Source organism: Stenotrophomonas sp. YJH_SMC_119, from assembly GCF_059368315.1.
Window position 1 is genome coordinate 528,337 of record NZ_JCAFRP010000001.1, and the last position, 14,425, is coordinate 542,761.

Annotated in this window: 10 protein-coding genes; 3 read left to right on the plus strand and 7 right to left on the minus strand. The window is 58.8% G+C overall.

Translation table 11 applies throughout. The annotated features are described in order from the left end of the window. Nucleotides 1-16: 16 nt before the first annotated feature. Genes AC5P6S_RS02425 through mads1 form a run of 7 tightly spaced genes read right to left on the minus strand, consistent with a single transcriptional unit; the run spans nt 17 to nt 13,239 of the window. A complete protein-coding gene (locus AC5P6S_RS02425) occupies nt 17-2,752 on the minus strand; it encodes a DEAD/DEAH box helicase (RefSeq protein WP_320524257.1) in 2,736 nt (911 codons plus the stop codon). Continuing rightward, nucleotides 2,752-4,452, minus strand: coding sequence for a site-specific DNA-methyltransferase (locus AC5P6S_RS02430; protein WP_222821572.1), 1,701 nt, complete (start codon nt 4,450-4,452; stop codon nt 2,752-2,754). Before AC5P6S_RS02430 ends, AC5P6S_RS02425 begins: the two co-directional genes overlap by 1 nt. Further along, on the minus strand, nt 4,433-5,203 hold the full coding sequence (locus tag AC5P6S_RS02435) for a hypothetical protein (RefSeq protein WP_222821571.1): 771 nt from the start codon (nt 5,201-5,203) through the stop codon (nt 4,433-4,435). The genes AC5P6S_RS02430 and AC5P6S_RS02435 overlap by 20 nt, the downstream gene beginning before the upstream one ends. 15 nt (nt 5,204-5,218) lie before the next feature. Further along, on the minus strand, nt 5,219-6,994 hold the full coding sequence (locus AC5P6S_RS02440; protein ID WP_226302232.1) for an AIPR family protein: 1,776 nt from the start codon (nt 6,992-6,994) through the stop codon (nt 5,219-5,221). 25 nt (nt 6,995-7,019) lie between these two features. Next, on the minus strand, nt 7,020-10,106 hold the full coding sequence (locus tag AC5P6S_RS02445; RefSeq protein ID WP_495204452.1) for a TrlF family AAA-like ATPase: 3,087 nt from the start codon (nt 10,104-10,106) through the stop codon (nt 7,020-7,022). Beyond that, entirely contained in the window at nt 10,103-12,985 is a 2,883-nt protein-coding gene (locus tag AC5P6S_RS02450; protein ID WP_320524254.1) for an SNF2-related protein, read from the minus strand. Before AC5P6S_RS02450 ends, AC5P6S_RS02445 begins: the two co-directional genes overlap by 4 nt. 53 nt (nt 12,986-13,038) lie before the next feature. Beyond that, the gene (gene mads1 / locus AC5P6S_RS02455) at nt 13,039-13,239 is read right to left on the minus strand and encodes a methylation-associated defense system helix-turn-helix domain-containing protein MAD1 (RefSeq protein ID WP_009463360.1); all 201 of its coding nucleotides are present in this window, start codon (nt 13,237-13,239) and stop codon (nt 13,039-13,041) included. Between the two features lie 219 nt (nt 13,240-13,458). Between mads1 and AC5P6S_RS02460 the strand changes: the two genes are divergently transcribed. Genes AC5P6S_RS02460 through AC5P6S_RS02470 form a run of 3 tightly spaced genes read left to right on the plus strand, consistent with a single transcriptional unit; the run spans nt 13,459 to nt 14,422 of the window. After that, nucleotides 13,459-13,809 (plus strand): integrative conjugative element protein, RAQPRD family, encoded by a 351-nt coding sequence (locus tag AC5P6S_RS02460; RefSeq protein WP_021446996.1) that lies wholly within the window; start codon nt 13,459-13,461, stop codon nt 13,807-13,809. After that, on the plus strand, nt 13,806-14,039 hold the full coding sequence (locus AC5P6S_RS02465; protein WP_009463356.1) for a TIGR03758 family integrating conjugative element protein: 234 nt from the start codon (nt 13,806-13,808) through the stop codon (nt 14,037-14,039). The genes AC5P6S_RS02460 and AC5P6S_RS02465 overlap by 4 nt, the downstream gene beginning before the upstream one ends. A gap of 23 nt (nt 14,040-14,062) precedes the next feature. Next, nucleotides 14,063-14,422, plus strand: coding sequence for a TIGR03745 family integrating conjugative element membrane protein (locus tag AC5P6S_RS02470; protein WP_096219574.1), 360 nt, complete (start codon nt 14,063-14,065; stop codon nt 14,420-14,422). Nucleotides 14,423-14,425 lie beyond the last annotated feature (3 nt).

The window sequence follows — 14,425 nt, forward strand, 5'->3', positions numbered from 1 at the left end:
AGCGACGGTAGCTGGACTACGCCTTGACCTCGTAGCGCAGGTAATCCGCGAGCCGTTTCGACTCGCTGACTTCGTCATGGGGCACCAGCAGGCACTTCCAGGGTTTGGTGCCTACGCTCGCCGCGTGATCGGACGCGTGCTTGCACCAGCGCATGGCGGCAGCGGCCTTGGCCTGAACCTCCTGCGTGTTGATGTCGGCGCGCGCCTTCGTCTCCACCATGAAGATGGTCGCGTCCGTCTCGGCCACGAAGTCGGGGATGTACTCTGGCTGCTCGGTGCCAAGCTTGTAGTAGATCTGGAACTGCCCCTTCGCGGGCTTGAACCACTTCGTCGCGTCGCGCTCCAGGATGACGGCGAAGCGCCGTTCGGTATCCGAGTCGAACTTCTGCAGCGGGTACAGACAACGCGCAAAGCCACCGAAGAGCATTTGCTTGATGCGACTGGTCTCGGTCACGGTCTCCCGGAAGTGGTGAGCCGTTTGGCCCGCCGTAGCGGTGTAGTTGCACGGCTTGAGTTCGGTGAAGCCGCGACTGACCTGCACTTCGTACTCCGTCGCCTCCTCCCAGAAGTGGGCCATCATCTGCGCGTGGATCTCCCGTGCGATCAGGCGGCGGTCTCGATCGAGGACACTGATGGCCTCATCCTCGGACAGATAGCTGCGCAGGTGCTGCACCATCTGGCCCGCGAGGTCGTAGAGCAGGTCGGCGTGGGTGAAGTAGTCGATGTCGTCGAAGTCCACCAGCGCGTGGACGATGTAGTCCTCTGGGCGCTGCTCCTTGAGCCCGACCTCGGCGGCCAGGGTGAACTGCTCGTTGGTGCGCAGCATCTGCCCGACGATCTCGCGCTCACCCGGCTGGAGATGGAGCTGGCTCACATCCAGCTTGAAGGCGTGGAAGCCCGTTGTGACTTCGCCAGTCGGCACCACCGCGATGCGCGGGATGTCGATGGTCTGCTGCACCACGATCTCGGTGGTCTTTGCCACCACGGCGGACAAATCAAGAGCGGAGGCCGATGCATCCACGCCCGCCAGCAATTCGCCCTGCAGCGGCTTCAACCGTTCCGCCACCTCTGCGAGGATTTCCTTCTGCACTTCGGGTTTCAGCAGCGCGCTGCTGGTGGGCACCAGATCGCGCTTGACCTCGTACTTGCCGATGACGTCCATGACCACGCGCGCGGCCTGCTTCTCCGCCTCCGTGGTGAACACCGGTTGGGCCACGGAGACTTTCGCTCCACTGTCAGTGGCTGAAGCCCCCGTGACCACGACCGGGGCTTCCGTAAGACCGAGGCGCGCCGCCGCCCCGGACTGGACCTGCACGCTGACCTTCTTATCGTCGGTGCTCGGCGCATCGAGGATGACCTGCTTCAGGCGAATCGGCGAGTCGCCGCGGTTGGCCTCGTCAATGATCTCCTGGAACTTGTCGTGTGCGACGATGTTCAAGCGATCCACCGCCGCGACGCCCGTGCGCTTGCCGTAGGGCAGACGCAGGCCACGTCCGATGGATTGTTCGATCAACGTGCGGGCATTGGCGGCGCGCAGCGGCACGATGGTGTAGAGGTTGGTCACGTCCCAACCCTCTTTGAGCATGTTGACGTGAATCACGATCTCGGTCGGTTCGTCCACGCTCTCCACGGCCAACAGGCGGGTGATCATCTCTTCTTCTTCCGCGCCGGTACGGCTGGAATCGACCTGAATCACCTTGCCCTGATAGCGCCCCTCATAGAAGGCTTCCGACTCCAGCAGCGCCAAGAGTTGCCCTGCGTGCGTGGTATCGCGAGCGATGACGAGCATGAAGGGCTTGACCGGCTTGACGCCGTTCTCGCGGGCATAGGTGAGCAGCTCGACCTTGGTCGTCTCGTGCAGGCGCACACCGTCTTCCAGCTTGGTCTTCTCGATCTCCTCGGGCGTGTGCGCCTTGGCGTCGAAGTTGCGCTGGGTGACCACGGCAGGCTCTTTGACGAAGCCGTCCTCCATTGCCCGCGCCAGCGGATAGTCCATCACCACGTTCTTGAACGGCACCGGTCCTTTGCTGGACTCCACGAATGGCGTCGCCGTCACCTCCAGGCCGAACAGCGGCCTCAGCTCATTGATGGCACGCACACCCGCGCTGGCGCGGTAGCGATGCGACTCGTCCATCAGCAGCACGAGGTCGGGCAGGTTCGCGAGATGGTTGAAGTAGCTGTCGCCCAGCACTTCCTTCATCCGCTTAATGCGCGGCTCCTTGCCGCCGCGCACCTCGGAGTTGATTTTGGAGATGTTGAAGATGTTGATGCGCACGTCGTGGGCGAAGCCCTGTGGCTGATCATCCACCGCCGCGCCGGTCTGGTCGTAGTTGTCGCCGGTGATGATCAGCGGCGGTTGCTGCGCGAACTCGGCAATCCCCTTGAACACGTACTTCGGCGTGTTGCGCGTGAAGTCCGTGATGAGTTTGTTGTAGATCGTCAGGTTGGGCGCGAGCACGAAGAAGTTGTTGATGCCGTGAGCCAGATGCAGGTAGGCGATGAAGGCTCCCATGAGGCGCGTCTTTCCCACGCCTGTTGCCAGTGCAAAGCACAGTGACGGAAATTCGCGCTCGAAGTCCTCCAGCGTGGGGAATTCGGCCTTCAGCGAGGAAAGAATGGATGCAACATCTCGCTCGTGGCCCAACAGGTCGGGCGAGGCTTCGAGCGCGCGAACCAGCCGCTTAAGAGATTCCTCCTGCGGCGCGCGAAGAGAAAGACGACCGGTGACGGCGTGCAGGACGCGGCTGTTCATTATTCATTCTCCCCAAACAGACCGCCCTGTCCAGCGGGTACTTTCCTGCTCTTGGTTTTCTTGTAGACCTCGGCGGTGGCCGAAGCCGCAACGGGATCGGGCTTCGCCATCGGCAGGTTCGCCACGTTGAGGCTGTAGTCGTCATGGCCCCATTCGCAGCGCGCCAGCACCATCTTTGGAATCTTTTTCAGCGTTAGGTTCGGCCAGCGTTCCGCAGCTTGCGCTGCTGTCACCCCCCGGAAGGCGGAGCAGCACACGAGCAGGCTACGGTCGGCTCCCACTTCTTCGGACAGCGCCTGCAACTGGTCGGCGGATAGGCTCTGCGTGGTGACATAAATGAAGTCACGCTCGCTGGAGTGGCCGTGTTGCCACCACTGCACCTCGGAGGGCGCGTAAGTGAACCCCTCCAGCTTGGCGAGCGCTTCCGCCAACTGGGCAGCGTTGTATGCAGGATTGATGACCGGGTTGCCCCAGCGGTCGTTGACGATCAGGCTGGGCGCGAGGCTGTAATAGCGAAAGCCACCGCCACCTGACCATCCGACACTTTCGGAGACTCCGCCCTTGTCTTTGTCATCGATTACCTTCTTCAAGCGGGGAATGATGTGCGTGTGGCAGTGCTCGCCTAGTTCAACCATGATCCAGCGGCGGCCCATCTTGTGTGCCACTGCGCCGGTCGTACCGGAACCGGCAAAGGAGTCGAGGACAAGATCCCCAGGATCGGTTGCCAGAGTAATGATTCGGTTTAGCAGTCGCTCGGGCTTGGGCGTGGAAAAAACCATATCAGCGCCGAACAACGCAATACTCTCCTTCTTGGCTTCGTCTGTATGGCCAGCCTCGGTGTGCGGCCACCAGTTGTGGGGGGTCATTCCATCCCGGACCTCACTTAGGAAAAGCTTCAGTGCCGGAACTGAGTTTTCTCCGTGTAATCCCCACCAAAGCCTTTTTTCCTTGACGTGAATTTCGTGCGTCTCCTTTTCGTATTTCCACGCCTTTACCTTGTTTTTGACTATTTCACCTGTAAATGGATTACGAATGTCATAGACCAGGTTTTTTCGCTGAGTTACGGATGCTTGATTCAAATAATCCACAGCCTTCCACGGTCCGCGAGGGTCGTTATCTGGATTGGAGTAGCGTGCGGCTGCTTCGGTGGAACGTGGTAGGAGTCGATTGCTAAACGATGGGGACTTCCTATAAACCAGCACGTGATCCGTGATTGATGCAACCCCCTTAAAGTTGTTGCTTACGCTGTACTTTTTTTGCCAAGTAACATGACGAACGAAGTTAGACCTGCCAAAAACCTCGTCGCATAGTACTTTCAGATAATGAGCCTCGTTGTCATCAATCGTGATCCACAACGAGCCGTCATCGGACATCAAGCGTCGGATGATCTCGAGTCGATCCCGCATTAAGCCCAGCCAGATTGAGTGTTCGAGGCCATCGTCGTAGTGCTCGAACGCGCTGCCCGTGTTGTATGGCGGATCGATGAACACGCACTTCACCTTCCCCGAGAACTCTTGCTCGAGAGCCTTCAAAGCCAGCAGGTTATCCCCAAAGATCAGCCTGTTATCGAAGATGTCGTTCTCTGTCACGCGATGCTGGGCGTGGTACGACTTCTGTGGATCTTCAAGAAGAATGCGCGGCTCTAATTTTGGTCTTTGCTCCTTGCCAATCCAAGTGAGCTCAAGTTTTTGTTTTGTCATACCTGTTATCCGTAGGTTCTTTGGCTGCCAATTGCCCGATGGTATCAAGCATTTCTTTCGCATCGAGGCCGTCAGTAATGTCAAGCACCCGAAACTCGGCCTTTCCTTGCTTTAGTTCCTGGCCCGCTTCATTTCTTCCCTTCTCCTCCAGTATCCCGCTTGTTGCCCCGCCAACAAAATAGAGTTGAAGATCGCCGCTTCTGATTAACTCGGGGGCGGTTGTTCTCTGATAGCCGTTTGTCTTCTTATTCTCTTCGAAGCTGGATAGGTGAAAAATTGGCCTAAGGTAAAAAGGCTTCGCTGTTTCCGTTGAGCCTTTGGCGGAAGAAATGTATGGCCCGAGAATTTGCCACCTGCTTATCATCGCTGCCAGCGATAAATATATGCAAACCGATGACCTGATCTCAACAAGGTATTCGCGGCCTTGCGTGGATAGCTTTATGTCGTATTGGTCGTGATCCTGAAAATCGTCCGTCCTGATGTCGTCATATCTGACAACATCAATTTTGAGGCAGTGTTTTTTGAAGTACCCCTCTAGCAGGCGTGCGCAAACGATGTCGGCGAGTGTTCCGAGATAGTTTTGGCTATTCACCTCATCGATACTTCTTCGTCGTCCTGATGGAGCATCTCGATGAACCTTTTCTGCCTTTCTGGCAGACTGAGCTTGCGCAAGCGTATCAGCGTCTTTATCAAGTTCGAGCATTGCTCGAAGGATGATGTGGCCGTTTATGTCTAGCTTTTCGAACTTCATTAAGCCCCTCGGTCGCTATTGAAGTTGTGGTGCTAGGTTCGACAGGTAGTCGAAGAGGCGCTTGCGCGGATAAGCATCCGCCGCAGAATTGATATTGCGCAGAGTGGGCAGCGTCGGGTCGGCAGTCAGCGCGAAGTGCGTTTCCATCAGATCAGCCATGAACGACGCGACGCTGCCCTGATTGCGGAAGTAGGCCAGTGGCCCCTCGCCCAGTAGGCGTTGCCGCCCGAGGTCGAAGGTTTGCTGCCGCAGCTGATCAAGCGGCTGGCTGATCAAGCCGGGAATCGTTGCGGCGTCGATGACGGCGGCCGCGCTGATGCGTTGGCGCAGCCGCTTCATCATCACGCACGTGATGACGTGAATGGCGTGGCGGTAGATCAGCTTTTCCTGGCTGCGCGCCGCCGCCTTCTGCTCGTAGTCCACCACCAACGTCCGGATGGCCCGGTGGCAGAGCACCGCGTTGACCAGGGCCACGCCGGTCAGGGTGGCCGGGAACAATGCCTGGTACTCGGCGGATTCCGGATTGGCCAGTCGCGCCGGTTCGCTCTTGAGCCAGACGGCGTAGCGCGGATCGTCCTGCCGCGAGGCGAGCACGCGCAGCGCCTCGTCGAGCGAGATGGCCTGGGGGCCGGTCGCCGAGGCTTCCGGACGGTAGTGGTAGGCGAAGCCGAGGTGCGCGATCTCCTGCCGCAGCCGCTCCTGGTTTTCGTCCAGCGAGGCGAAGTTCGCCGTCTGCACCGGGTTCTGGTGGTTGCGCGCCTTGGTGACGCGCTTGCCGAACGGGCCGTCCGCCGGGGCCTTGATCAAGGTGAGCATCACCTTGGCATCGTCGATGTTGCTGCTCGGGTGCTGGGCCACGAACTCGGCGGCGGACGCGACCGTCTGCGCACCATTGATGATGGACAGACCGCGAACCTTGAACTTCCGGAACCCATTGCTCGGGTTCTTCCCCTTCAGCTCAATCTCGTCGCAGACCGCTGTCACGCCGTTGTTGAGGTAGAAGAAGCTGCCCGGGTCGTCGCGCAGGGTCGCCTTGATTGCCTTGTTGACGTCGGATCGGCTGCTGCCTAGAAAGTAGCGGATGTTGCGCTCGTACAGCGCCTTACCCTTGTCCTTGTGCAGCGCGACCAGGTCGATCAAGCGGGCGATGCCGTAGTACGTTGTGCGCGGGGTCTCCACCTTGGCGTGCTTCTGCAAGGCGATGTCGGTATGAACCGGCGGGTATGCCTGCTCCGCCAGAAGGTCGCGGGTGATGTCGGCTGCCGCGTAGTAGTCGACCTGCTTGTCGAGCCGCTCCTCGTCGAGGTCATCGTCGTCCAGCAGCACTTGCAGCGCATCGATGGCCGATTGCGACACGCCGTCCCCGGTGTAGGGCACGACCAGTTTGATGCGGCTGCACGCATCGAGCGCGCCTTCAATCTCGGTCTTGCGGTTCTGGACGTTCCCATTGAACCCGTTGAAATCCTGCTTCAGCAGCAGCCGGATGCCGGTGCAGAACGATTGGGCTTCATCCTGCTTGAACTGCTCGGATTCCTTTAGCTTGGTTTGCAGGAGGTAGAGCGTTTCCGTGGGGGCGTGGTAGTGGATTGCATCCAGCCCCTTGTCGTTGAAATCGTCCACTACGGAGGCAGCAGCGTCCTTCGGCGTAATGTTGAGTAGCTTGTGCAGCGCAAAAGCGCTGAAGGCGCGCGAGAGCTGCTTGGCCGCCTGATCCTCCGGCTTCGCCGCGCCCAAAAGGGGCGGAAGGAACGGAACGAAGCGTTCCGCCAGAACCTTCTTCAGGATGGTCATGTACTGAGGTTCGAGTGCCGACATGTCAATGGTATTTCCCGTATCGGTTCTCGAACGCGGGCTTCGTACCTTCCAGTATGGTCACGACGACTTCGTTCAACCCTGTGTTCTCGATGGCTCCCGATTCATAGCTGATGGTGGAGTCCAACGCTCGGTCGAACCTCGCATGGATGATTTGCTCTGCATCGCAAACAACCGCCAGGTTGGGGTTGTGCGTAACCATGATGATCTGCCTCTGCTTTTTGGCTTCGGAGAGAACGGGAACGAGCAGACGGAACACCGTCTCGTTGTCAAGATTCTCTTCCGGCTGATCGAGAATGATGGGGGTCTTTCCCTTGTCCACCAGCAAGTAGAAGATCAGCAGAAGCGCGCCACGTTGGCCAGGAGACAGTTGCTCGATCTGTGTGTCCTGGAAGAGCAGCGAGTACCGAGGCTCAAGGAAGTTCAAGCCAAAAATGAGGTCATAGACTGCCGTGGCAGGCTGCCCCTTCTTCAGCAAGCTGAATATTCCGGCATCTGAACCGGATGCCTTCGCAGCGGCCAACACCTTTTCGTGCAAGGAAGCAATGAAGCCTAGCGCCCCGTCCTTGGTGTTCAGGTCATGGCCATCGAACAGTCTTCTGATGGTCGCCAGCGCGTCGTCCTGCCCGCGAAAGTCACCCGAGGTTTGCTTGATCAGCGCAAACAATTGGTCGGCGATAGCATCAGCGGATGCCGCCAGCGTTGCCTGAAACTGCAGCCTGTAGTCCTCGCGTATCAGGACGTTCTTCTGAATCAGGTCCTGCACCGGCTTGAACAATTCCGCGCGCGCACGCCGCTGTGCATCAAGAGTGTCGAAGATTTCCCCGGACAGCTGCAAACGCCTCGCTTCCAAATCCTTCAGCTGCTGCGGAAGTTCCTTGATCTGCTCGATCCTGGTTTCCAATCCGACCTTGGTCTCAGGCTCGGTGATTGAGCCGATGAGTTCGTCGCGCTTTGCGTTCCATTCCGCAAGCTGGCGCTGATAGGCCTCATACTGCTGTTGCGGAGCGTTCAACTTTGCTGTGAGACCTTGCTGAGTTGCGGTGACGGCATTGAGGGCTTCCGCCAGCTTTTCGGCCTCGTTTTTTATCTCGCTTTGCTTCGTTGCCAAATCGGTCGATTTCTGGTCCAGAACGGCGGTCTTGATTTCGATGGCAGCGAGGTCGGTCCAGGCGAAGCCGAGAAGTTTGATATCGTCGGAGACGGCCTTTTCGGCTTGATCGAAAGATCGTTGAAGCAACCTCAACTGCTCGCGAATATTCCCTATGGCCTTTTGGCGTTTGGCCAGTTCCGTGGTCTCGCCAGCAATCTCTTGGCTGCGCTTTCTGGCGGCTTCGGCCTGTTGAGTTGCTGCAGCCAAGCCTTCAGCCGCTTGCTTTTGCGCGGGGCTCATTGCTTCGGTCGGCGCCGCGACCTCCGCAGGCTTCAGCTTGTCGTGTTCCTCGATCTGTTTCCCCTTCAGCAAGAGCAGATCGGTGAGTTTCTTCAACTCAATGGGTTGAAGCTGCTCCTCGATGCGAACGATGTCTGCGTTGGTCGATGCCAGCTCCTTACGGTACTCACCCAATCGATTCCTGAGCGATTGCTCCTGTTGTTCGGTCAACTGATCAAAGTCGAGTGCGCCAAGCCGCATTTCTTCACTCGCATGGGAGAAGATCACTGACCTCAGCTCCTTCTCAAATGCGTTCGACTTGCCCGATACGTGCTCATTGCAAAGCTCTTCGAAGTAGCCCTGCGGGATGTAGCGAACAAGCTCCGCCTTCTCCTCTGATGGCGACTCATTCAACGGCCTGGACTCGGTGCTTTCGTCTCGCCAGGTCAGCGTTCCGGTGAAGTGCCGCGCGGGCTCGCCGGTCTTGCCCCAAAAGCGATCCTTCTTCAAAAAGCTGAAGTGCTTGGATTGTTTGGAGTTGCCGAGCGTCGCGATGACATCCGCCAAAGCGCTCTTGCCGCTTCCCTTGTTCCCAATGACGGCGACAAGATCGGGATTCAGGGGGATGTCACAGCCGTGCAGCCACTGCCCGACGCCAGCTTTGTCCACTGTTTTGCTAATCTCGATAGACTCGATGTAAAAAGTCTTGTTGGACTCGACTTCTTGAACCTTGGGCGGCCTGTCACCAATGAAGGAGCGCTTCGCCGGCTCAAGAATAGCTTGCTTGAGGCCGTGGAACGTTGGGTCGGCCTTGATCCACGTTCTTTTCCCTGAAGGGAAGTCGCCGTAGCCCCGCTTGTCATCATTCCCGGCGGCGCCAACAAAGCAATGAGCGTCACTGCCTGCCACCACGAGCCTGGGGATACCCTTCAACCCGTGCTTGAAATTGTCGATCCAGGCGTGGTTGGTCGATGTCTTCTCGCACAGGAAAGCTGTTCTCAGGTCCAAATTCCTGGACTCGAATATAGGTGACGATTCAAAGAGCCCGAGGAAATAGGAGTAGTGCTGTTCCCATTTAACCTCGGTAAGCCCGTCGCTGGTGTCGTATGGCATGAACCCAATCGCGAACTCATTCGGAACACTTGCAATCGCGTTCTTGTAGCTCTCCGTTTTTACTTCAGCCAACTTGTACCCAGCCAACAGCGCATCCGCGTAGTCGCTTTCGACAATTTCCTTCTTGTGCCCCTTCTTTGCCAGCATATCGGCGGCAGTCGTGCGAGCGAGATCTACAAGTGCGTCCTTGGATACGGAGCGATCAAGGCGCTCGATCTTGAGGTTGGCAAGAAAATCCTTCAGATATTGATCGGCGATCTCGTCTGAGAATATGACGTGCGCGTTCAACCGCTTTTCGGTGGGCGCTGACAGCCGCAACTCAATCCCGGGAAAGACCTTCTTTGTGAGCTTTGGCGCGTCCGCGTCAGAGAGTCGTTGCTTCAGCGCGAACCAGCCATCGAATGTCCAGTAGTCCATGATCGCGAACACAGCAGGTTCTGCCTTGTTCATGGCCTCGATCATTTCATCGACCAGCTTCTTGCTCGCCGCAGAGGAGAGGTCGTTTTCGAACCTCTCTCCCGACCAATGGAATGATGCGGGCGTATGGACATGCAGGTCCCACTGCCTCCAAACTGCACCCCGAGAAATCTCTCTTTTTGTCATCATTTCAGTTCCCACTCGATGGTGAACAGCATGTGCTCCTCCACTTGCTGTTGAAGCTGCAATTCCAACTGGCCGATGAGCCCGTTGCGCTGTGCTTCCACTTCGTCCTGCCGGGAGAACAGATCGCGGCGGAGCTTGCTCCGCTTGCCCTCAAGCTCCCGTTGCTTCTTCTGCCAGGACAGCTTTTCTTCCAACGTCGGCGCGGTGGCGGCAGTGCTGCGCACCTCCTTGATTTGCCGGTCGATCTCTTTGATTTCCTGCTCAAGGCCCAACTTCAGGTCGTCAGCCCACGCATCCAGCTTCTGTACTTCTTGCTCGAAGTAACCGAGATTGCGCTGATTGATCTCGCGCAGCAGCTCGGCCTTGCGGGCTTCGACGTCGGACGCCAGTGCGGAGTCGGCCGCGCTGCTGAGCAGGCTGGGCGGCTGGGCAACGGCGGGCAGGCGCAGTAACTTCCTGGGATCGTCTTCCAGCAAAGTGATGCCATCCGACGTGATGGCCGTTACCAGCAGGTGCTGCTCCTGGTTGCCCAACGCATCGACTTCGATCAGCTTCAGTGTGAGCCATCCCGCTTTGCCGCGATAAGGCTCCAGGGTGCTCACCCTGGTACCGTATGCGTCGTAGTCGAACACGAGCTTCGCAGCTTCAAGCGTACGGGCCTTGGCCTTCTCGGTGACCCATGAAGCCAGCGGGTGATGGATTCGGTACAGGTGTGCGTCGCCGGAGCGACGGGGCAACTCATAACGTCCCAGTACGATTCCAGCGCGTGCACTGGCATCAAAGCCGTCCGGCACACGCTGCAGGAGGAAGCCGTGGTCATCGAAGCTGGCAAATTCGCCCAGTTCCGCGCAGCTCAGCTCCATCAGCATCCGCTCGAATCTGCTCCGGGCGCTGTGGCTATCTTCCGCGCGGACACGGAGCTTGGCTTGCACTTCCTCATCGAAATTCTCCAAGAGGAGCTGGCGCGTCTTGACCATGGCGTCGCTGATCTCTCCCGAAAGGTCAAGTCGGAGTTGCTCGAAACTGGATTTAATCTCCTCGGGCTCTCGGCAGTTTTGGTAGATATCAGCGATGCGTCGCTCGAAATCGACACCCGAACCGATTGCGCCCAACACTTCGTCGCTGGCGCCAAACACGCCCTCGAAAAGTTGGAACTTCTGCGCCAGCAATTCGTAGACGCGTTTGTCCGCCTCGTTGCTGAGATCAACGAAGTTCACCACCACCACGTCGTGCTTCTGTCCGTAACGGTGGCAGCGCCCGATGCGCTGCTCAATGCGCTGAGGGTTCCACGGCAGGTCGTAATTGATGACGAGCGAACAGAACTGAAGGTTGATGCCTTCGGCGCCGGCTTCGGTGGCAATCATGACCTTGCCGCGCTCCTTGAAGTGCTCAACCAGTGCCGCACGAGTGTCGGCAGTCTTGGAGCCGGTGATGTGGTCAGTGCCTTCGTGGCGTTTGAGCCAGTCCTTGTAGATCGCCTGCGCACGCTGGTCGCTGTTCGTGCCGTTGAAGAGCACGATGCCGTCGCCGTAGGGCGTGTCAGCCAGCAAGCTGAGGAGGTACTCCTGTGTGCGCTTGGACTCGGTGAAGATGATGGCCTTTCTGGCCGCGCCCAACCGGTCCAGCTCGGCAAAGGCGCGATCCAGCGCAGTGAGCAGCGCCTTGCCTTTGGCGTTGTCGCGGATGCTGGTTGCCAGCGCCTTGAAGTGGCGAAGTTCTTCGATTTCCTGCGCGATGGCATTCCGCTCTGAGCGGCTCGGCGTCGTAGAAGCGGCTTCCTGCTCGCTCCACTCATCAGCTGTTTCGTCCAGCGACTCGTAGTCCTCGTCGAGTTCTTGGGCCAGATCGGGAATCTCGGCAATTTCGTCAAGCACTCCCTGAAGCCGTTTGGCCATCGTCTCCAGAGCGCCTGCGATGGCGTGCGAGCTGGACGCGAGCAACTTCCATAGCACCAGTGAAATCAGCTGGCGCTGACCCTCAGGCATGGCCTTCAGGTTGGGGCGACGCAAGTAATCAGCGACGAGTCTGGATAGTTCCTGCTCTTCGTTTGACGGCGTGAATTCCTGGATGATGGCCTTGCGCGCCGTATACGACACATAGGGCTGAACCTGTTTGCGCAGAGTGCGCTTGCAGATGGGGGCCAGTCGGTCACGCAAGGCGTTGAAGGCCTGTTCCCGGCCAGTAAATTGGGAGCGAAAGCTGTCAAGGTCTCCGAACACGCGATCATCGATGAAGCTGACCAGCCCATAGAGTTCGAGCAACGAGTTCTGCAACGGCGTTGCGGTCAGAAGCACCTTGGAGTGAACGTGCGACAACGCCTCCTTGAGTGTTTTGGCAATGACGTTGCTGGTTTTGTAGACGTTGCGCAGGCGATGCGCTTCGTCTAGGACGACCAAGTCCCAGTCAATGCTCTTGACATCGTCAGCCTTGGACTTGGCGAACTGGTAGGAGCAGATGACCGGACCGGAGGCGAACAGGAAAGGGTTCTGTCGATCCTGCTTGCGGATTGCGTTGTAGCTTTTGGCTTCGAGAATCAATCCTTGCAGGCCGAACTTGTCTTGCAGTTCCTGGTGCCACTGCTTGCGCAGGTTGGCCGGGACGATGATGAGAATCTTGCGGCGTCGCTCGGCCCAGCGCTGAGAGATGACCAACCCTGCTTCAATGGTCTTGCCGAGCCCCACTTCGTCAGCGAGGAGCACACCGCGCGAAAGGGGATTGCGGCAGGCGAAGAGGGCGGCATCCACCTGATGTGGATTGAGATCAACCTGCGAGTCGACCAGTGTTGAGGCCAGCGATTCCACGGAATCGCCCGCCGCACGGCGCGTGAGCAGCCACGCAACGTACTGACGTTGATGCGGTGTCAAGAGCTGTGTTGTCGTCAACTGCGGTCTCCCCCTTATGTCTCAGGCGTAGTCGGCTGCTAGCCTTTCCAGACTCAGTCCGTCTCCGGTTTCATCTTGCTAATGCTGCTAGCAATCCAGCGATCCAGCTCGGATCGCCGGAAACGCCACGTCCCTCCCAACTTGAACGCCGGGATCTCTCCCCTTTGAGCCAGGCGATAGACCGTCCGCTTACCGGCTTTTAGGTATGCCGCGACTTCTTCAAGCGTCAGGATTTCGCTTTCGGCGTCAGTCATCTGAAAACCGTCTCGGTTGATCTTTCATAGCCTTCGCTTGCCAAGTTTGCTCAATTCTACCAACGAACCCCGGCCGATGACCAATCATCGGCGGCTGCATCCAGCCCCGAATGAGCAGCTATCGGATGGAATCCGGTCGAACCGCATTTCGCATTCACGGCGGCACCGAAGCCGGCGACGGAACAGCATCTGGCCATCCGCATTCACGGGAATGGCTCGATGGCGCAACCCAACCGTTACACGCTCGCATGGTCGCTGCTGGCCATGTTGCTTGCGGCCGGGCAACCCGCCACCGCGTCAGACGATGCCATCGAACGCGAGCAGCTTGCGGCTTTGGTTCGCCAGATCGATCTGATTGACCGCCAGGCCGAGCACGCCGTCCTTACCGCTCAGCAGCAGCGCGCCCGCTACCACTTCGACCATGCCCGCCTGCGCGAGGATCTTCAGCGCGTCCGGGCGGGCATCCAGGACTACCTGACGCCGCCGCGCGCCCAGCCGCGCGATCCGGTCGAGCTGTCTGGTGACTACCGCCAGTCCAGCCCGCCCTCCGACCAGGAGGCACCCCAATGAACGCCGCCCAGGTCAGCGCCTTCCAGGCCAATGGCGGCTTCGCCCCCGCCGCCGTGGCCACGGTGGTGCTCGGCCTGGTGTTCGCCGTCCTGCTCCTGTGGGGCGTGTGGGCGATGCGTACCGCCTACACCGGGTGGGCTGAGCAGCGCCTGTCCCAGCGCCAGTTCCTGGGTGTCGTTGTGCGATTCGTCGCGATGTACCTGGTGCTGACCTATTTCCTCCTGTCCTGACCACCACGAAAGGCCCTACCGCCATGAAGACCCCTCCGATTCCCCATCGCGTTGCCACCACCATCCTCGCGCCATTGATGCTGATGGGCTTGCCATTGGCGGCCCGGGCGCAGGGCCTGCCGACCATCGAGGACCCCTCGCGCGGCCAGGGCAGCGGCATCATGCAGACGCTGCAGAACTACGGCTACGACATCGTGCTGCTGATCGCGCTCCTCGTGGTCGCCTCGATGTTCGTCGGTGTGTGCTACCACGCCTATACGCGCTACTCGGAAATCCATACTGGCCGCGCCACCTGGGGCCAGTTCGGTCTCACCGTGGCCGTGGGTGCGATCTTGCTGGTGGTCGGTATCTGGCTGCTGACCAAGGCCACCGGCGTGCTCTGAGCG